Below are 18466 nucleotides of genomic sequence, written 5' to 3'. Positions count from 1 at the left end.
AAAAGGATAGCTATGTCGGTGATTGAAATCAGCAAGGTTAAAGTGAAACGAGCTACTGGGCCGATTGTGCGTCCGGTCAATGAGGAGGAATTTTTCGGAAAAAAAGCCGAGGAGGCGAGACGTTTTCTTGAACTAAATCCTCCTCCCGAGCACCTCTTCAAAAAGAAATAACTACTTCTCCATCGTCCCCGGCGAATGCCAGCTCACTACGTGGTAGGTCGCAGGCGTTTTGCCTACATTGCGGAGCGTGTGCATCTGGTTGGATGCCTGGAAGATGACGGAACCGGGCCCCACTTTTTTCTTTTCTCCATTGGCGAGCGCCTCCACGGTGCCTTCTTTTATAATAATTACTTCTTCTTCCTGATGCTTGTGAGGCGCATGTGCCGCTTCGCCCGGATTCAATGTGGTGACGTGGCATTCAAGCTCGTCGGTGGTAGCCGTCGGAGAACGAAAAAACGTTCTCACGGAGCCGATAGCGGTACCTCTTACAGCGATGTTATTCCAGTCGAAAACGGTCGATTCAAGGATACTGCCTTTGGGGTGGGCGATAATGCAAGTCAAGGTACAACAAACAGAGAGGGAGGCGACGGTCAGGTCTCTTTTAGTAATTTTCATAATAGGGGGTATATTGAGTAGTTTTAGTAGAAAGACTTCTATCGGACGGGTTTACCTTGAATATTTTGTCAAAATAATTTAAATTTTTATTGGATTAGTTTTAAAAGTGGTTTGTGAGCACTACGTTGTTTTGATAATGGCCAAATAAGCATTATCCTTGGAGCTGAAACGCGGAAAACTCTCCGCAGTCCGTTAGTACGCAATTCATGGAAGATCAATCAAGAAGAAAGTTCCTGCAAAATGCGGGATTGGCTTCACTCGCTTCGGTTTCCCCGATCAACGCCGAGCCGGAAAGGATCAGGGAGCTGTTTATTCATCATGTTTTCTTTTATCTCAAAGAGCCTAACAATGCCCAACACGAGGCCGAGCTTCTGGAAGGATTGCATAAGCTGGCCAAGGTTCCGACGATCCAGTACGTGCATATCGGAAAGCCGGCTGTTACCAACCGGTCGGTGATTGTGAAGGACTACACAATTTCCTGGATGTGTTTTTTCAAGAATATCATCGAAGAAGAGATCTATCAGACACATCCTATCCACCTCGATTTTATTGAGCACTATGCCCATTTATGGGAAAAAGTAGTGGTTTACGACTCCGTGGGGCCCAAAAAGGTTGATTAAATGTTTTGAAGGAGTAATGCTATGAAAGAGAATTTCAAGGAAAATCACCCTGAATGCCGGGAATTGATCCTGCCGGTACGGGATGCACTGGATGTAATCAGCGGAAAATGGAAGATTTCTATCCTCATAGCCATGTCCTTAGGCAGTAAGAGGTTCATGGAATTGCAGAATGCCATTCCGAATATTACGCCGCGGATGTTATCGAAGGAGCTGAAAGAATTAGAAATGAACCTGCTGGTAGAACGCAGGGTGTACGATTCATTTCCGCCCGTGATCGAGTACGAGCGTACCGCACATGCACATACGCTTGAACCGCTGATTGAAGAACTCCGCAAATGGGGTGAATACCATCGCCTGGTGATTACCGGTACTAATATCGAACATCCGATAAAAGAATTGCAGGATTGAGGTAAAGTTGTGTGTCGGGAGACTTTGTGATTTTAAAATAAAATCTCTTTAAGCGCAATGAAGATATTCCCTCATCTGGCGGCTGCCCTGGCTGCTTTTGGTTTGTACTGCTCGCCCGCGTGTGCACAGCAACATTCGGATGCGATCCGGTTGAACCAGGTCGGATTTTATCCGGCGGCGCCCAAGGTAGCTGTTATAGCAGCAGATGCGGGCGGTGGATTTGAGGTGAAAGAAGCGAAATCGGGGAAAACGGTTTTAAAAGGGACGCTCGGGGAAATGCGCACCAGCCCGCACTCAGGGAAGCATACCCGTTTGGCAGATTTCAGCGCTTTGCGAAAGCCGGGAACCTACGTCGTTGAAATTGCGGGATTAGGGAAATCGGCGGCGTTCACCATCGGTGACCGTGTACATCGGGACGTGGCCGAGGCTGCATTGAAAGGTTTCTACTATCAGCGTGCTTCGATTGATCTCCCCGAAAAGTATGCAGGCAAGTGGGCGCGCCCGGCCGGACATCCCGATGACAAGGTCCTTGTCCATGCGTCGGCGGTTTCCGAGGGACGGCCCGAAAATGCCGTTATCTCTTCTCCACGCGGTTGGTATGATGCCGGCGATTATAACAAATACATCGTCAATTCCGGCATTACGATGGGGACATTGCTTTCGCTATATGAAGATTATCCGCTCTTTTTTGAAGATTTTAATACCAATATTCCCGAGAGTAATAACGGCGTTCCCGATTTGCTCGACGAGGTTGCCTGGAACCTGCGCTGGATGCTTACGATGCAGGATCCGGCAGACGGCGGTGTGTACCACAAGCTCACAAATCCTCGTTTCGATGGTATGGTGATGCCGGATGCTGCGAAAAATCCACGATATGTGGTGCAGAAAGGCACGGCGGCAACGCTCGATCTGGTCGCAGTCATGGCACAGGCGTCGCGGGTATTCAAAAACTTTGACAACAAATTCCCGGGCCTGGCTGATTCGTGCATTACGGCGGCTGTGAAAGGCTGGCAATGGGCCGAGAAGCACCCCGCGGTGATGTACAACCAGGAGGCAATGAACAAGGAGTTCGATCCCGACGTGGCCACAGGCACTTACGGTGACCGTTCTGTGAAAGACGAATGGATCTGGGCGGCGTGTGAAATGTACGCTACTACCGGAAAGCCGGAATATGTTAAAAACATCGACCTGGAATTGCAGCAACCGATGGCATTACCGACCTGGAGCCAGGTGAAGACATTAGGATATTATACTTTACTCCGTTTTGCGGAGGCCGTAAAATTGCCCGCAGGTCAATCCGATGGGTTGCGAAGGAATGTCCTGAGTTATGCGGACGGCCTTCTGACAAACCATGAAACGCAACCATACAATACCGTAATGGGCAAAAGCGCGCAGGATTATGCCTGGGGCAGCAGCTCTGTGGCGGCGAACCAGGGTATTGCATTGTTGTATGCTTTTCGGTTGTCAAAGGACCGGAAATACCTTCACGCGGCGCTTGGGAACCTCGACTACCTGCTCGGCCGAAATGCAACCGGCTATTGTTTCCTGACGGGTTTTGGCTCCAAGCGCGTCATGCACCCGCATCACCGGCTTTCGATTGCCGACGGAATTGTGGAGCCCGTACCGGGTTTGCTTTCCGGTGGGCCAAATCCGGGGCAGCAGGATAAATGCGCCGGTTACCCGAACAAATTTGCGGACGAGTCGTTTACCGATAACGATTGTTCATACGCCTCCAACGAGATCGCCATCAATTGGAACGCGCCGATGGTTTACCTCGCTGCTGCACTGGAAGCGACGATGAAATAGCCCCGTTTTAAGCTTTTTTTCCTTTTACCGGAACTGTCTCCGGCGTTTCGTTATACCCTTTCTTTTTAGTCATGTTCACCTTTTCGGACTTTTGAATGGCTTCCTGTTTCAAAAGGCCGGAAGGTTTGCGGCTGTCGTCCCTTTGTTTGGCTTTGCTCTTCGGGCCACCATGGCTCGGTGAGCCGCCTTCCACGTTGTTGGTTTGCGTTTTCATGATTTTTCAGGTTTAGGCCGATACTTGCAAATTCCATTCCCGCTGGCGTTACTTTTTTAACGCTGTGCAGTAGAACGGCCTGCGGGGCCGACTCTTTATCAAATCACAATCCGACAAACCAGATGAACCTTTTCAAATCCATTTCCCAGATACGCGACCTCCTCAAATCCATCGATATCGAAGCTGTTGCCAAGCTTTCCCGGAAAGTAGACCTCAATCAAATGATGGGTATCGTTTCCAAAATGAGTGAAGAGGACTTGGGCAAAATGCTGAAACTTATGCAAGCCGGTTCTGGCAAAAAGAAAACGCCACCCGTCGTGAATGGCGACTTTTATGAGCTGGGGGCGACGCTCAATCCCGAGGAACGGGAGATTCAGCTTAAAATACGGGAATTTATGGAGACGGAAATCCGGCCGATCGCCAACTACTACTGGAACAACGCACAGTTTCCTATGCATGTAATCCCGTTGATGGCCAAGCTCAACATCTGCGGCCTTACCTATCACGGATATGGCTGCGCGGGACGGTCGGCGCTGCTGGAAGGGTTTATCGCCATGGAAATGGCGCGTATCGACTCGTCCATTTCTACATTCTTCGGTGTGCATAGCGGCCTTGCAATGGGCTCGATCTACCTCTGTGGTTCGGAGGGACAGAAACAGCAATGGCTGCCCGTCATGCAGCGTATGGAACTGATCGGCGCTTTCGGGCTTACCGAGCCGGAGGTAGGTTCAGGTGCCGCCGGAGGTCTCACCACGACCTGTAAGCGGGAAGGGGACGAATGGGTGATCAACGGGCAGAAGAAATGGATCGGAAATGCTACTTTTTCCGATATTACGATTATCTGGGCGCGCAATGTGGATGATAATCAGGTGAAGGGATTCATTGTGCGCAAAGAAAACCCGGGTTTTAAAGCCGAGAAAATGGAGGATAAAATGGCGCTGCGTACCGTACAGAATGCATTGATTACATTGACAGACTGCCGAGTACCGGAAGCCGACCGGCTTCAAAATGCGAATTCGTTTAAAGATACCGCCAACGTTTTGCGCATGACGCGGGCAGGGGTTGCGTGGCAGGCGGTTGGCTGTGGGCGCGGTGCGTACGAACTGGCTTTGAAATACACGATGGAGAGAAAGCAGTTCGGTCGGCCGATAGCCGGTTTTCAGTTGGTGCAGGACCTGCTGGTGACCATGCTTGGCGACCTCACGGCCATGCAAACGATGGTTTACAGGCTGTCGCAGTTGCAGGACGCGGGCGATCTCGCCGACGAGCATGCTTCACTTGCGAAAGTGTTCTGCACGCTGCGTATGCGCTCCATCGTGGACCACGCGCGGGAGCTGTTCGGCGGCAACGGTATACTGCTCGAATACGACATCGCGCGCTTCGTGGCCGATGCCGAGGCCATTTATTCTTACGAAGGCACGAAGGAAATCAATTCGCTGATCGTGGGCAGGGCGATTACAGGGGAGAGTGCGTTTGTATAACTAAAAAGGGCAATTTTAACTGCCCTTTTTAGTTATCGTTTAAGTGTTCCCGCCTTCATTTCGTTGAGGTCCTTTTCCATGGAAACCCACGACATGCCGGTCACTTTTTGCGCTTCCACGGCCTTTGCTTGCCATTCGATGGCTTCGTCTTTCCGGCCTAATTTGTAAAGTAAGTGTGCGTAAGTGTCCATGTAAGCCGGATTGCCCAGCGGTAAGTAATTCTTGTCCCGACGCAGTTTTTCATGCCATTCCATCGACCTTTCGGACCACATCAATGCACGTTCCAGGTCACGGGGCTTATTATTCCAAAGATAAAACTGCCACGCATGGTTATTCAGCTCCATGTGAAATTGCTGAGACGGGGGCGCAAACCGGACGGCTTGTTTCTCACCGGCAGGCCCCAGCGGGGTTTGGGCGGCAAAGTTTCTCTTCAGCGCAGCCTGGTCCATTCTTTTCAGCGAGTCGACGCTTAGCAGAAGATGGATTTGGTCAAAAAAATAGCGGCACTCCGCAAAGTAAGAGGCAGTATCCTTCACTTGCTGGTAATACCAAATCATATTCCGCCGGTAGTTAAGATTCCCCGTCATAAAGTCGTCCCGGTAAGTTTGCTGCGTAAAAGTCGAAGCTTGTAATGCCAGATGCTGGTTTTTGGTTTCGATCGCTTTTTTTAGCGTACTTCCAATAATGCCATTGTTGAATGCGGCTGCTTCGGACAGAGGAACCGACTTATACAAACTGTCTATCATTGAATGCGGGACGAGGGTTTGCACCAATTTGTACGCCCGGCTATCCATCGTTGGCCCTTGCTGATAAATGAATTTGACTATTTGGAAGTTTACGATCGAATCGACCGGCAATTTACCTATGTATTCATCCAGCAAGTCGCTGGCGGGCATGTGCACTTCGCGCCTCTTTAGTATATAGGCTTTTAAGAACGCCGCAGACCTTTCGCCGTTTTTATATTCTTTTTCAAAATCGGTTAGCTGCTTGCCACCTTTGCGTCCGATCGCTACCTCAGCTTGTTCGAGATATGCTTTTGAATGGCTCGTTGAGCCGTTGAAACGGTTCAATATATTGCCGTCTGCATCCACATAAAGCGACACCAATGCACCTTTAACCCCGAATTTCTCGGCAAGTTTCCGGCCATTCTCCGTAGCTACATTGCTGCGAATCGCTATGAAATTCTTCTGGAATACATCTTTAAGGGCAACGCCATTAAATCCCTGAGTGGCAACCTGATTGCATTGCTCGCACTCATTGCCTTCGAGATGGATAAAAATAAGCTTATGCTCTTTCTTGGCTGTTCTTGAAAGTGATTCCCAGGACGTATTATCATTGATGAACGTAATTTGACCGCGGCTTTGAAAAGAAATAATCAGCGCAATTGCCAGTACAACTTGCTTCATTGTTTGTCGGGTTGATGAGGTTTTTTCAAATGTAATTTAAATTTTGTAACCGTATATTAAAATAATATAAATGTTATGGCCGGTACAATGATGGGTAAACAGACTTTTACAACTGTTTTTGTAAATGAGGTGTCTCGTTTTCAAATCACAACTCAACTTCCGACCCATGAAAAAACTTCTGCTCGCCTCTTTTCTGGTATTGGTATTTTCCTGTAAAGAGGATACCGTTTCGTCAAGGCTCGAAGTCTGTGGCATAAAAGATCCCATCCGAAATCTTCCCTGGTTGAAAGCGAAGATCGACTCTTTGAAGAAGGAAAAGCAGGACCAAATGCTTACGGTCACGGTCGTGAAATACAAGGACGAAATCGTTTTCGATTACACCATCCTTTATATGTCTTGCAACATTTGCAATGTGTATCGCTGTGACGGCTCCCGCCTGGATCTGTCAAAGTTCACACAGGAAGAGATGCAGGAATTTTTGAAAACGCTCCGGGGGGAAGGCACACGAGGGCCCGTCATTTGGCCGCAGTAGTAGCCTGCATTCTTGCCTTTCCGCATCAGACGGTGTAATTTGTGCCGCTCAACCCAACCCGTTACCAAAGTGCAGGTATCCATTACGATCCGTCGCGCATCCGCTGCCGACCGCGAGGTTATTTACAATATGATATGCAGCCTCGAAAACATGATACTCGACCGGCTGGGATTCGACGCAGCATTTGACCGCAACATAGCAAACCCGAGCATCCATTACTTCCTCGCCGAATTGGAAGGGAAACCTGTTGGAATGGTAAGCTGCCATATTCAGCCACTTTTACATCACGCGGCCCTGGTTTCGGAGATTCAGGAAATGTATGTCGAGCCGGAATATCGCTCACAGCAGGTTGGAAAAGCATTAATGGACCATGTTACCAGGTTTGCGAAAGGAGAGGGGGCCATTCAAATGGAAGTCACTTCGCGCGCTACGCGTGAGCATGCGCACAGGTTCTACCAGCGCGAGGGGTTTGAAAAGTCGCATGTCAAACTGGTTAGATATTTCAAAAACGAATAAAAAAGCACCGGGCCAACGTCCCGGTGCTTTTTGCATTACCCTAAACCTTCAACTATAACCTTTAAAATCTTAGTATCTGTCTCTGTGACGGCCATCGCGTGACCAGCGGTCACGGTCGCGGCTCAGTCGGCGGGTATCCGACATCAACTCGTGCAGGTCGTTGCGGAGAATTCTTTCTTCGCGGTTCGACAGACGGCCGTGGCGTGCGAAGTGCCGTTCCTTGTCTTCGATGTTTTCGTACCGATTCATGAGCATGTTTGCCTCACGGGAAGTGAGCGTACCCCATTGCACACCATTAGCTATATTTTGTCGTGCTTCTCTTTGAAGTCTGTTAATGTCAGACATTCTTTCACGGCTGGCGCCATCGTGATACCCGTCGCGGTAATCGTCACGATCGTAGCGGGGACCATATTGGGCGGAAGCATTGGTGAATCCTAATGCGAGAACCACTGCGGCAAAAAGTATCTTTTTCATAACCCAAAAGTTTTAATGTTTGTGGGTTAGAGGGCCGCTTGCCGCAGAGGTTTAAATGGGGGTTGTTAACGATTGTTAACCGAAAATGAAGGATTTTTAACCATTTGAAAATCAGCCTGCGATCGACACGCGAATGGCTTCCTGGGCTTCATTTAAAATTTCTTCCGCTTTCCGTCCTGCGGGCTCGATGCCTGGCAGCACGGTAAAACTTAGCTTCGCGAAAGATTTCAGCGGGAATATGCCTTTGGGGTTGAATGAGCCGGTACCGTTGATTGCGACCGGTACGACGAGCGCGTCAGGGGCCCGTTTCAGCAGGGTAGCTACACCACCCGGCTGAAATGCCTTCATCTCGCCGCTAGCAGTACGGGTGCCTTCGGGGAAGATAATGGCGGATGCCCTTTCGTCGTGGATCAGCTTGCCGAGGCGCGCGATTTCGGTAATGGCCTGCTTGCCGTCTTTACGGTTGATGAGCGCCGCGCCGCTTTTGCGCAAGTTGTAGGAAATGCTGGGAACGCCGTTTGCAAGCTCTATTTTGGAAACAAAACGAGGACTGTATTTCCGCATGTACCAGTAAATAGGAGCGATGTCGTAGCTGCTCTGGTGATTGGCTACAAATATCAACGGACGGTTGTCGGGAAGCTGGGCAAGGTTTTTGAGGTTGATGCTGGTGCCGGTCAGATAGAGCCCGAAAGTGAGGGAAAAATTAAGCCAGTCGACTGACACTTTGTGCGCCTTTTTGCCAAAGACGTTGAATGCGATGACCTGTATAACATGAAAAACTAATAGGGTAAGGCCGAAATGGATCAGGTAAAGGGTACTCAGAACGTAATCGAGGATTTTTTTCATTCTTATTTTTTCTGCAAAAATAGTCTAAATCTGTTTTGGTTACTCCAAATTCTAAAACGTGAAATGACAATTGTCATTCAAAACTTACGTATAATTCACGTTATTTGTAAAATAGTCAATAGTGTTTAAATCGAAATACCAATGGATATTACGCTTTCAGCCGAAAGGCTTGAAGTAATGAAACATATAGGCAAAGACCTGGACGGGCTGATTGGAGAATACCTGAAACCGATCGAGGAAAACTGGCAACCATCTGATTTTCTTCCCGATGCAACCCGGGAGAACTTTTTGCACGAAGTAAAGCTCTTGCAGGAAAGTTGCCGCGATCTGCCTTATGACTACATTGCCGTGCTGATCGGGGATACGATTACAGAAGAAGCGTTGCCCACCTACGAGTCCTGGCTGGTGGATGTAATCGGTATTAATCAGGTGGATGAGCCCGAATCGGGCTGGGTGAAATGGGTGCGTGCCTGGACGGCCGAAGAAAACCGCCATGGCGACCTGCTCAACAAGTACCTCTACCTTTCGGGCCGTGTGAATATGCGGGCAATGGAGGTTTCTACCCAATATCTCATCGCCGATGGTTTTGATATCGGCACCGACCGCGATCCCTACCGGAACTTCATCTATACGTCATTCCAGGAGCTGGCTACCAACGTGTCGCACCGCCGTACGGCTACGCTCGCCAAGAAATTCGGTAACCCGCATTTGTCGAAAATATGCGGCGTGATCGCTTCCGACGAAATGCGCCACGCGAAAGCATACAAGACATTCGTGACACGCATTCTGGAAGTTGACCCGTCGGAGCTCATGCTGGCTTTGGAAGATATGATGAGGAAAAAGATTGTCATGCCGGCGCACTTCATGCGCGAAACCGGGGTGAAAATGGGAGAAACCTTCTCTCACTTCTCCGACGCCGCACAACGCCTGGGTGTGTACACGACGCTGGATTATATCGATATTCTCGAAGACCTGCTCAACGAGTGGAATATCGGATCGGTACGCGACATTAATGAAAAAGCAGAGAAAGCAAGAGACTATCTGATGGCACTTCCCGCACGCCTCAGAAGAATCGCCGACCGTACCCGTATTCCGGATCTGGCGTATGAGTTTAGCTGGATAAGCCGCTAAAAATTACATCGGCTTTCGGCAGTCAGCTATCGGCTTTTTATAAAAGGCTGCCGATGGCCGACTGCCGATAGCCGAAAAAATTACTGCAACAACATCACAGCGCCCTTCTTGCTGATAACCTTCCCTTTGGTCGATACCCCTTCGATTTCCCACACGTAGTTACCTGAAATGGCTGAACTGCCGTTGTAAGAGCCGTCCCAACCCGTATTGAGCTGGTTGGTAAAAAAAACCAATTGCCCCCACCGGTTATAAATACGGAAATAACGGATGGATTCGATGTCGTTCACAACGGGTACCAACACCTCGTTTTTGCCGTCGCCGTTGGGCGAGAATGCAGTTGGGATGATAATGCTCTCCTGACGTTTAATAGACAGGTTTACCTGACCAGACCCTTTGCACCCCAGCTCGGAGGTAACATCTACAGTGTAAGATTGATTTTCCTGTAAAACAGCAACCGGGCTTTGAATATTGGCGTCGTTAAGGCCAATGGACGGTGTCCAGAGAAACGTGGCCGCCGCGTAATTGCGGATCTGGGGTGAAGTAGCATTGAGCCGGAAGGGAACATTGTATTCGATCACGGCGTCGGGCGTTACATTTACTTCGATTCTCGGGGATACGGTCACGCGTACGGTGTCCGTTTGGGTGCAAAAGCCCTTGGTGGCTGTGATGACGTATTGCGTGGTGGCTTCGGGACTGGCCACGGGTTCCAGCACGCCGGCATTATCCAACCCGTTTTGCGGCAACCATGAAAACGCCTGGCCATTGCTGGTTGTGGCAAGCGAGACCGATTGCCCCGTGCAAATGGTGGTATCCGGCATTGTGCTGACGGTAATATCGCTGATAAATTTCAAGTTGGCATTCTGCGCGGTGGTACAGCCATTATGGTCTTTGACAAATACCCTGTAATTTCCTGCCGGTGCATGAAATACATTGGATGCCTGGAAATTGACCGAATCGATCGAATATTGGTAGGGCGAGACGCCATCCGCAGCTGTAAGTGTAATCGTTCCGTCGGTCCCGGTATCGCAGCTGCCCGATGCCACCTCGGCGGTAAGTGCCGGTTTACCGAGCACAATCTGTTTGCCATTTTCCAGCGTATTGCCGCAGGCCAGGCTCGTCACTGCGAGCGTGACGTACTTTGCGCCGCCAGTAGACCATTTTAATACATAAGGACCCATTCCCGAGCCAGAGATAACCTGTGCCCCGTCCCAGCCCCATTTAAAATCGTAGCCCGTGCCGGGAGCAGGAATCGAGCCCGTGTATTTTACCTCGACGTTTTTTGAAAGATCGCAATCCGGACTGACAGAAATAGAAAAATCTGCATACGAGTTGATATTGGCCTCAAAGCAGATTTCCGAAGCGGATTTGTTTACCGCGGCCGGCGCAAAATACTCACGGCGGAAGGACAGGTAAGCAATATTCGCTTCTCCCGATTCGCAGGAGACCATATTGTCATCCCGAAAAACATAAATCGGGACTCCGGCTTTTCCCACGTAGTTTTTATTGGTATCGACAAAGCTGACAAACAGGTTGTTGCCGACATAAATATCCATCCTTCCCGTAGCGCCATCGCGTGTGAAAGTCAGTAAGTAGTAAGTGGAGGAATCAAAATAAGGGCATTCGCCTATAACCCTGTTCGGAGATAGTTCAAGGCAGTGGTTGTTACTTCCCGGAGCGGTTTTGAAATAAATGCCATCATCGCGGGTACCATTCGAAAAGTCGATGATCCGGGCCCGGGTTTGGCCCCAATTGGTCACTTTCAGGTAAAGCTGAATGGTGTAGGATTCGGAAACAAAGCCGTCGGTATTAGGGTACATCAAACCCCGGTTCATGTTATTGTGATAAACAGCCCGCCGCTCACCGCAGGGAAGCACTTCTCCAATAAATACTCCGTCCGAAGTTCCGGCACTACACGAGCCCGCCGCCTTTACCGGTACAAGGTTAGGGCCGCATTCCGGCTGTGCCACAGTAAATTCGTTTTTAAAACGATAAGTGTGTTTGCCGGTCTGTGCCTGGGCAAAAGGCAGAAAAGAGCAGAAAAAAAGGAGGATATATAAAGCGCTCAACTTCATATCGTTGCCTGCATACCGAACGTGAGTAAAAATTGGGATTCAAAATTACGGTAAATACAACTAAAACGATGCCAGTATGCTGCTTTTTTGATGGAACGGACACAAAACGGACCGGGCCCGCAAGTGCAGGCCCGGTCCAGAGAACAATATGTATGTGAGAGTTCATTAAGGAATTGCTCTTATATTTCCGCGACGGATCATGAGATTTTCCTTCGTTTTGAGGTCGTCATGAAGCATTTTGCGGAAACTGTCGACGCTCTTCGTTGCTGCCAGACGTTGGCCGTCCGGAGCGGGAATACCCATCACGTCGAGCGCTTTGCGGAGCAGCGTTTCATTTTCATCGCCGAAAGGCAGGTAAGGCACCGTGGAGTCATCTACTGCGTAGTCGGGCGTCATCCCATTGACCGTACCATAATCCGACTCCCCATTGGCATTGGCGGTTTGCCCCAGCATGATGTAGGCGCCCCATTTCCATCTTTTTTGGTCGTCGTCGATCACCTCACCGAACAGGTTTTTGCCTGCGGTATGCTCGCCGATCCTGATCACGCTCATGTAGGGTTTCAACCCATTGATCACCAGTTCACTGGCCGATGCTGTGCCATTGGAGGTCAGCACGAAAACGCGGCTTAGTGCGCTTCCGACGTTGTTGGCTTCGTTCAGAAATGGATAGTTCAATGCATTCGCTCCTTGCATTTTTTGCCAGTAGGAGGTGTATTTATCATTCCATTGTTCCTTATAAAAGATTTTGGAGCTTGAAACGCCCGTTCCGATCAGCGACGCGAGTGTTTCTGCGGAACTGATGTATCCTCCCGGATTGAACCGCAGATCAAGTACCAGTTCATTCACCCCCTTACTCCTAAAATCGGCGAAAACCTGGCGTAGCTCGTTGTCGTATTTCGACTCATCGGTGGCGGTACCAGGCACAAACTGGGTGTACACCAGGTAACCGATTGTTTTGCCATACGTGGGTTTTGAAATAACTGTCGAAAACAGAACGGGATCTTCGCTTACCTCGGCCTTGGTCATGGTGATCGTCTGGCTGCTTGCCACGATGTTTGAGCCGGACACTTCTCCCAATGTAAAAGTGGCCGTTTCGTTACCGCTCAGCAGTGACGAATAGTTGCCGGATGTAAGCTGCGTGCCATTGACCTTCATGAGAATATCGCCGCGTTTCAAGCCTGCCGTTTCGGCTGGGCTGCCTTTCACCACATAGTTCAGGAACGCGGCAATGTTCGACTTGCCATTATCAATATAAGACAATGAGTAGCTGATTCCGAAGATCTTGCTGATACCGTTGAACTCGTTCTGCAATGCGTCGATATCGTCGGTGACCATTGAAAAGCGGTCGACAGTAGTGCGCTGATAAACAAGCTTTTCAAAGAAGTCATTGGGATCGATACTGGTGTCAAGGCTGCTTTTGGCCGGCAGGTTTTTGTACCAGAAATAAGCATCGTCCATGATATCGTAAAGCCAGCTATTAATATCAGGATAGTCCGCCGCAGTCGTGGAATCGACTGTTTTGACGGCCGGGGCGACATCCTTGTCCTTGCAACCCACCACGGCCAACGCAAAAATCAGGACATAGAGAAGATGTAATTGTTTGAAATTCAACATAGTGTTCAGTTTAAAGTAATGCGTAAACTGATTTCATAGGCCGCAATGCAGTATGGGTTAATCGGTAATATAATGTTGTTACGTAGGACAGCGGGGAAATGTGGCGGTGGGAGTAATCCTTAACGCGAAAAATTTGGTAATTTGGTACTACAACGCCGTTACCTTTTTCAAGATGGAACGTAAGAAGAATATGGGAATTACTGAGATTGTTACGATCGACCCGGTGATATTGAGCGGGCAGCCTGTTTTTAGCGGAACCAGGGTGCCTATTGACTCGCTTTTTGATCACCTTGAAGCGGGCGTTTCACTTGACGATTTTCTGGATGACTTCCCGTCTGTTACGAGGGATCAAGCGGTAGCGTTACTCGAGGCAGCAAACAAGCTACTGTCATCGAAGCACATTGAGCAGTTGTATGAATCTGTTACTGGATGAAAACTTACCCAAAAAGATTAAAGCAGGATTTTCCGGGACATGACATCCGCACCGTGAGAGAAATGGGGTGGAATGGATTATGCGATGCAGCTCTTTTGTCAATAGCTTCAAAAGCGGGTTTTCAGGTGCTTCTTACCTTTGACAAGAATATTCGGTATCAACAAAATTTTTCAAAATCCTTAATTGCATTTTTTATTCTTTCAGCTCGGAACAACACTTATCTGGAGTTAACGAAATTGTCGCCACTGGTTCGCGGGCTTTTGAAACAAAAGCTACCTGCCGAGCCAGTGGCAATTTATGAAGGAATGAGTACTTAAATCCCTGTCAATCCTCTGAAAAAATTCCTTGCGATAATGGCGTATTCCAAAGGATTCGCCTTTGCGGGATCTTGTTCAGCTTCGAGGACGATCCAGCCGGCATAATCGCTTTCTTTGATGATGGCGAAAAGCGACGGGAAATCAATGCAGCCTTCGGTATCCCCAGGTACGGTGAAAACGCCGTTTTTGACAGCCGTGAGGAAGCTCAGGCGCTCGTCGTGTACGCGTTGCAATACGTTCGGGCGCACATCTTTCAGGTGTATATGCGCGGTACGGCCGATGTATTTGTTCAATGCGGCTACCGGGTCTTCCCCAGCGAAATGAAAATGACCGCAGTCATAATTCAGGAACACATAGTCCGGGTTGGTTTCGTTCAGCAGCCGGTCGGTTTCTTCCATGGTTTGAATGCAGGTGCCCATGTGGTGGTGAAACGCAAGTTTCATACCTCGGTCGCGGGCGATTTTGCCGAGCTCGTCGAGACCGTACGTGAAGGTGTCCCATTCCTCACGGGTGTTCAGCATGCCTTTACCTTCAAATACCGGCACATCCATTTGGCCCTGGCAGCTGTTCCCGGTTTCACCTCCGCCGATTACTTTGGCCCCCATTGTTTCGAGGAAGTCAAGCAGTTTGGTGAAATTTTCACGGTTTTCTGCGAAGGATTTGGTCGTTAGCTCATAGCTGTTCCATTGGTTGCAGATCTGCAAGCCGCGGAGTCCCAACGCCTTTTTCAGCACATTGGTATCGCGTGGAAACTTGTTGCCTACTTCGCAGCCCGTGAATCCGGCTAGCGCCATTTCGCTCACGCATTGCTCAAATGTATTCTCGCCGCCAAGCTCCGGCATATCGTCGTTGGTCCAGTTGATAGGAGCAACGCCCAGTTTGATGTTTTCGAAGTTCATTTTTTGAAAGAAAGGAATAAAGGGAGGAGAGGAGGATCCATCCTCCCTTTCCTCCTTATAAGAAAATACGTTGCGTTTTTTTGTTCTCGCGGTAAGTTTCAAATGCCTTTTGCACCGATTCCGACGTCGATACCTCGGCTACCGGCACCTCCCACCACGCGTGGTAACCTTTCACAGTGCGGTAGAGGCTCGTTTCGATGTAGATAACGGTGGTCCGGTCGGCATTTTTGGCTTGTGCCAACGCGCTTTCCAGCGATTGCCTGTCGGTAGCGCGGATGACATTAGCACCAAGGCTTTCGGCATTTTTGGCAAGGTCAACCGGCAAAAACCCGCCCGACAGCTGACCGGTTTCATTTTCACGGTATTTGTACATGGTACCAAAGCGCTCGCTGCCGATACTTTCCGACAAGCCGCCGATACTGGCGTAACCGTTGTTATTCAAAAGCAGGATGGTGAAGCGCACCCCTTCCTGAATGGCCGTTACGATCTCGTGGTTGTTCATCAGGTAGCCGCCGTCGCCGCAGAGTACGTACACTTCGCGCGTTGGGTCTGCCATTTTAGCGCCCAATCCCGCGGCGATCTCGTAACCCATGCAGGAGAAACCATATTCGAGGTGGAAATTTTTCGGGTCGGTGGCACGCCAGAGCTTATGCAGATCCCCCGGGGCGCTGCCGGAAGCGTTAATCATCACATCGCGGTCGTCCATAAAGCCGTTCAGCGTACCGATCACAACGGCCTGATCGATCGGAGGAACTGTACCGTTTCCATCGGCATAAATTTGCGTTACCTCGTCGTCCCATGCCTTATTGATGTGGGCAATATGCTGGCGGTAGTCCGCCGACACTTCATGGTTACCCAAAAGTCCGGCCAATTCTTCCAGCACTGCCTTTGCATCCCCGATTACCGGCAATGCAGCATGCTTGAATGCATCGAATTCACTGATATTGATGTTGATAAAACGGACGTCCGGATGCTTGAAGATCGATTTGGAAGCTGTGGTAAAATCGCTGTAACGTGTTCCGATACCGATGACGAGATCCGCCTGGTTAGCTACGTCTATTGCATATTTGGTGCCGGTCGCGCCGAGGCCACCAATGCTGTACGGTGCGTCGTAGCGCACCGCGCCTTTCCCCGCGAAAGTTTCACCGACCGGGATGCCGGTTTGGGAAGCAAATTGATGAAGCGTTTCGGTGGCGTCGCTGTAAATAGCCCCGCCGCCCGCTATGATCACCGGTTTTCGGGCAGATTTGATCCATTCGACGGCCTTTTGCAAGGAGACCAGATCCGGACGTGGCCGGCCCACGTGCCACACGCGCTTTTGGAACAATGACTCCGGAAAATCGTAGGCGTGCGTTTGCACATCCTGCGGCATCGAAAGTGTTACGCAACCCATTTCGGCCTGGGAAGTGAGTACGCGCATGACTTCCGGCAGCGAGTAAATGAGCTGCTCGGGACGGTTAATGCGGTCCCAATATTTAGAAACAGGTTTGAAACAATCATTCACCGAAATATCCTGCGATGCGGCGCTTTCGAGTTGCTGCAAGACCGGATTAGGCTCGCGGGTAGCGAAAATATCGCCGGGTAGCAGCAGTACGGGTAACCGGTTGATAGTCGCCAATGCCGCGCCCGTGATCATATTGGTAGCTCCCGGACCGATCGACGTCGTACAAACGAATGCCCCCAGTCGGTTCTTGACTTTTGCATAAGCCACGGCGGTATGTACCATCGATTGCTCGTTGCGACACTGGTAGTAGCGGAAATCCGGGTTTTCCTGTAAAGCCTGGCCTAGCCCTGCTACATTACCGTGCCCGAAAATGCCAAAACAGCCGCCAAAATAGGGCTCCTCAATGCCGTCGCGCTCGATGTACTGGTTTTTTAGAAACATGATGGTAGCCTGCGCCACCGTGAGTCGTTTGGTCATGTCTTTGAATATTTACTGTTCGAAACAGAGTCAGCTGTTAATGTCGCTGAAATCGCCTGCCTTGTCCGTGCAACCGAACAAGTCGAACTTTTTCAGCATAAACTTTTTGTATTCCTCCATAAAAATCTTCCCCGGGGTGGTAGGAGCGAATTCGTCGGGGCGGTCGCGGAAAAACTCCCGGTTAACCATTGTCCAGAGCAGGCGGGTATCGGTTGCTATATTTATTTTACAAATGCCGAGCGGAATAGCCTTTCTCACCTCTTCTTGCTGCACACCTTTGGCATCGGTCTTCAACTGGCCGCCGGCCGCATTGATGCGCTCGATGACTTCCGGTACTACATTAGAGCCTCCGTGCAGTACAAGTGGGAAGCCGGGCAGTCTTCGCTGAATTTCTTCCAGAATATGGAATTGCAAACCCTGGCCGCCTGAAAATTTGTAGGCACCATGGCTGGTCCCGACCGCGATGGCCAGGCTGTCGCAGTCAGTCGCATTTACGAAATCTTCGACCTGCTGCGGGTTGGTATAAAATGAATGAGCCACATCGACAGTCAAGTCATCTTCCACACCGGCCAGCACGCCAAGCTCCGCTTCCACACTGATCCCCTTTGCATGTGCCGCAGCTACCACGGCTTTGGTACGGGCGACATTTTTTTCAAAACTATCGTGCGAGGCATCGATCATTACGGATGTATATCCGCCTTTCTCGATCGCTTCAAAAATATGTTCTTCATAGCCGTGGTCCATGTGGATCGCGTATGTGACATGCGGGTAAATGCGCGCCGCGGCGCCTATCATGGACAGGAGCATGTCTGCGTGGGCATAGTCACGGGCGAAAGGCGTCGTTTGCACAATAAAAGGTGCATTGGCTTCCTGCGCAGCAGCGAAAAGGCCATGGATTTCTTCCATGAAAAACACATTCACCGCCGGTATCGCGTAGCGGCCATAGCATTTCAGGAACAGTTGTTTCGTCGTCAGGAGCATTTGGTTAATGGCTTTCGGCTGTCGGCAATCGGCAGTCGATTATTTGTGTGGTATCAGCCACGTTTTTATTGTGAATACATTTTCCCGTGAACCAAGCATTGCATAATCCCATTTATCTCCGACAGCCGACAGCCGACAGCCGACAGCCGACAGCCGACAGCCGACAGCCGACAGCCGACA

Annotated in this window: 20 protein-coding genes; 10 read left to right on the top strand and 10 right to left on the bottom strand. The window is 49.9% G+C overall.

What is annotated here, in order from left to right; genetic code table 11:
- Positions 1 to 12 precede the first annotated feature (12 nt).
- On the top strand, positions 13 to 171 hold the full coding sequence (locus J7619_RS25895) for a hypothetical protein (RefSeq protein ID WP_291205808.1): 159 nt from the start codon (positions 13 to 15) through the stop codon (positions 169 to 171).
- Here J7619_RS25895 and J7619_RS25890 read toward each other — a convergent pair whose 3' ends face one another.
- Complete coding sequence (locus J7619_RS25890) at positions 172 to 615, bottom strand: cupin domain-containing protein (protein WP_291205805.1); 444 nt, start codon at positions 613 to 615, stop codon at positions 172 to 174.
- A 206-nt stretch (positions 616 to 821) separates the two neighbouring features.
- Between J7619_RS25890 and J7619_RS25885 the strand changes: the two genes are divergently transcribed.
- The 3 genes from J7619_RS25885 to J7619_RS25875 are packed head-to-tail and all read left to right on the top strand — an operon-like array spanning position 822 to position 3449.
- Positions 822 to 1235: a Dabb family protein gene (locus J7619_RS25885; RefSeq protein WP_291205802.1), complete on the top strand. Its 414-nt coding sequence runs from the start codon at positions 822 to 824 to the stop codon at positions 1233 to 1235.
- Between the two features lie 21 nt (positions 1236 to 1256).
- Positions 1257 to 1643 carry a helix-turn-helix domain-containing protein gene (locus tag J7619_RS25880; RefSeq protein ID WP_291205799.1) on the top strand — a complete coding sequence of 129 codons (387 nt, stop codon included), beginning with the start codon at positions 1257 to 1259 and terminating at the stop codon, positions 1641 to 1643.
- A gap of 57 nt (positions 1644 to 1700) precedes the next feature.
- A complete protein-coding gene (locus J7619_RS25875; RefSeq protein WP_291205796.1) occupies positions 1701 to 3449 on the top strand; it encodes a glycoside hydrolase family 9 protein in 1749 nt (582 codons plus the stop codon).
- Between the two features lie 7 nt (positions 3450 to 3456).
- Here J7619_RS25875 and J7619_RS25870 read toward each other — a convergent pair whose 3' ends face one another.
- The gene (locus J7619_RS25870) at positions 3457 to 3663 is read right to left on the bottom strand and encodes a hypothetical protein (protein WP_291205793.1); all 207 of its coding nucleotides are present in this window, start codon (positions 3661 to 3663) and stop codon (positions 3457 to 3459) included.
- Positions 3664 to 3785: 122 nt separating this feature from the next.
- Between J7619_RS25870 and J7619_RS25865 the strand changes: the two genes are divergently transcribed.
- Positions 3786 to 5144 carry an acyl-CoA dehydrogenase family protein gene (locus J7619_RS25865; protein WP_291205790.1) on the top strand — a complete coding sequence of 453 codons (1359 nt, stop codon included), beginning with the start codon at positions 3786 to 3788 and terminating at the stop codon, positions 5142 to 5144.
- Positions 5145 to 5176: 32 nt separating this feature from the next.
- Here the strand turns inward: J7619_RS25865 and J7619_RS25860 are convergent, their stop codons facing one another.
- The gene (locus J7619_RS25860) at positions 5177 to 6550 is read right to left on the bottom strand and encodes a hypothetical protein (RefSeq protein ID WP_291205787.1); all 1374 of its coding nucleotides are present in this window, start codon (positions 6548 to 6550) and stop codon (positions 5177 to 5179) included.
- 166 nt (positions 6551 to 6716) lie between these two features.
- On the opposite strand from J7619_RS25860, the gene J7619_RS25855 reads away from it, so the two are divergent.
- Together J7619_RS25855 and J7619_RS25850 are read left to right on the top strand one after the other, a co-directional pair.
- Positions 6717 to 7082: a hypothetical protein gene (locus tag J7619_RS25855; protein ID WP_291205784.1), complete on the top strand. Its 366-nt coding sequence runs from the start codon at positions 6717 to 6719 to the stop codon at positions 7080 to 7082.
- A 39-nt stretch (positions 7083 to 7121) separates the two neighbouring features.
- Positions 7122 to 7598 (top strand): GNAT family N-acetyltransferase, encoded by a 477-nt coding sequence (locus tag J7619_RS25850; protein WP_291205781.1) that lies wholly within the window; start codon positions 7122 to 7124, stop codon positions 7596 to 7598.
- A gap of 69 nt (positions 7599 to 7667) precedes the next feature.
- Here J7619_RS25850 and J7619_RS25845 read toward each other — a convergent pair whose 3' ends face one another.
- Together J7619_RS25845 and J7619_RS25840 are read right to left on the bottom strand one after the other, a co-directional pair.
- Positions 7668 to 8072, bottom strand: coding sequence for a hypothetical protein (locus J7619_RS25845; RefSeq protein WP_291205778.1), 405 nt, complete (start codon positions 8070 to 8072; stop codon positions 7668 to 7670).
- Between the two features lie 111 nt (positions 8073 to 8183).
- Positions 8184 to 8918 (bottom strand): 1-acyl-sn-glycerol-3-phosphate acyltransferase, encoded by a 735-nt coding sequence (locus J7619_RS25840; RefSeq protein WP_291205775.1) that lies wholly within the window; start codon positions 8916 to 8918, stop codon positions 8184 to 8186.
- 141 nt (positions 8919 to 9059) lie between these two features.
- Between J7619_RS25840 and J7619_RS25835 the strand changes: the two genes are divergently transcribed.
- The gene (locus tag J7619_RS25835; RefSeq protein ID WP_291205773.1) at positions 9060 to 10049 is read left to right on the top strand and encodes an acyl-ACP desaturase; all 990 of its coding nucleotides are present in this window, start codon (positions 9060 to 9062) and stop codon (positions 10047 to 10049) included.
- 80 nt (positions 10050 to 10129) lie between these two features.
- Here the strand turns inward: J7619_RS25835 and J7619_RS25830 are convergent, their stop codons facing one another.
- The gene (locus tag J7619_RS25830; protein ID WP_291205770.1) at positions 10130 to 12016 is read right to left on the bottom strand and encodes a gliding motility-associated C-terminal domain-containing protein; all 1887 of its coding nucleotides are present in this window, start codon (positions 12014 to 12016) and stop codon (positions 10130 to 10132) included.
- Positions 12017 to 12286: 270 nt separating this feature from the next.
- A complete protein-coding gene (locus J7619_RS25825; RefSeq protein ID WP_291205768.1) occupies positions 12287 to 13735 on the bottom strand; it encodes a S41 family peptidase in 1449 nt (482 codons plus the stop codon).
- Between the two features lie 172 nt (positions 13736 to 13907).
- Between J7619_RS25825 and J7619_RS25820 the strand changes: the two genes are divergently transcribed.
- Together J7619_RS25820 and J7619_RS25815 are read left to right on the top strand one after the other, a co-directional pair.
- A complete protein-coding gene (locus J7619_RS25820) occupies positions 13908 to 14168 on the top strand; it encodes a DUF433 domain-containing protein (RefSeq protein WP_291205767.1) in 261 nt (86 codons plus the stop codon).
- On the top strand, positions 14165 to 14485 hold the full coding sequence (locus J7619_RS25815; protein ID WP_291205764.1) for a hypothetical protein: 321 nt from the start codon (positions 14165 to 14167) through the stop codon (positions 14483 to 14485). Before J7619_RS25820 ends, J7619_RS25815 begins: the two co-directional genes overlap by 4 nt.
- On the opposite strand, the gene iolE is transcribed toward J7619_RS25815, so the two are convergent.
- Genes iolE through J7619_RS25800 form a run of 3 tightly spaced genes read right to left on the bottom strand, consistent with a single transcriptional unit; the run spans position 14482 to position 18286 of the window.
- Entirely contained in the window at positions 14482 to 15384 is a 903-nt protein-coding gene (iolE, locus tag J7619_RS25810) for a myo-inosose-2 dehydratase (RefSeq protein ID WP_291205762.1), read from the bottom strand. The genes J7619_RS25815 and iolE overlap by 4 nt on opposite strands.
- A gap of 55 nt (positions 15385 to 15439) precedes the next feature.
- A complete protein-coding gene (gene iolD, locus J7619_RS25805) occupies positions 15440 to 17305 on the bottom strand; it encodes a 3D-(3,5/4)-trihydroxycyclohexane-1,2-dione acylhydrolase (decyclizing) (protein ID WP_291205760.1) in 1866 nt (621 codons plus the stop codon).
- A 30-nt stretch (positions 17306 to 17335) separates the two neighbouring features.
- A complete protein-coding gene (locus J7619_RS25800; RefSeq protein WP_291205758.1) occupies positions 17336 to 18286 on the bottom strand; it encodes a class II fructose-bisphosphate aldolase in 951 nt (316 codons plus the stop codon).
- Positions 18287 to 18466 lie beyond the last annotated feature (180 nt).

This window comes from Dyadobacter sp., from assembly GCF_017744695.1.
Taxonomy (GTDB): Bacteria; Bacteroidota; Bacteroidia; order Cytophagales; family Spirosomataceae; genus Dyadobacter.
This window is presented reverse-complemented; position numbering and strand designations above follow the sequence as displayed.